The following is a 265-nucleotide window of genomic DNA, read 5'->3' as shown; positions in this document are numbered from 1 at the left end:
AAGAAAGAAAATGTAGGAAATATAGTGTCACCAAATGTATCGAAAGAAAATATAGTTATTCCGCAAGTAATACCGCCAAATATTCAAGTGCCAAACATAATGCCAATGTTGGATAATAATCAGCCACCAAACATAATGCCAATCATGGATAACAATCAACCACCAAACATAATGCCAATCATGGATAACAATCAACCACCAAACATAATGCCAATCATGGATAACAATCAACCACCAAATATAATGCCAATCATGGATAATAACC

At 34.0% G+C, this 265-nt stretch carries 1 pseudogene; it reads left to right on the top strand.

From position 1 onward, the window contains the following. Positions 1-265, top strand: a pseudogene (locus MR083_RS27245) (peptigoglycan-binding protein LysM); the annotation flags it as partial.

It is taken from the genome of Bacillus cereus group sp. BfR-BA-01408, from assembly GCF_022663305.1.
In the GTDB taxonomy this organism is placed as follows: domain Bacteria; phylum Bacillota; class Bacilli; order Bacillales; family Bacillaceae_G; genus Bacillus_A; species Bacillus_A pacificus.
Note: the sequence above shows the minus strand (reverse complement) of the source record. Positions and strands in the feature narration are given on the sequence as shown.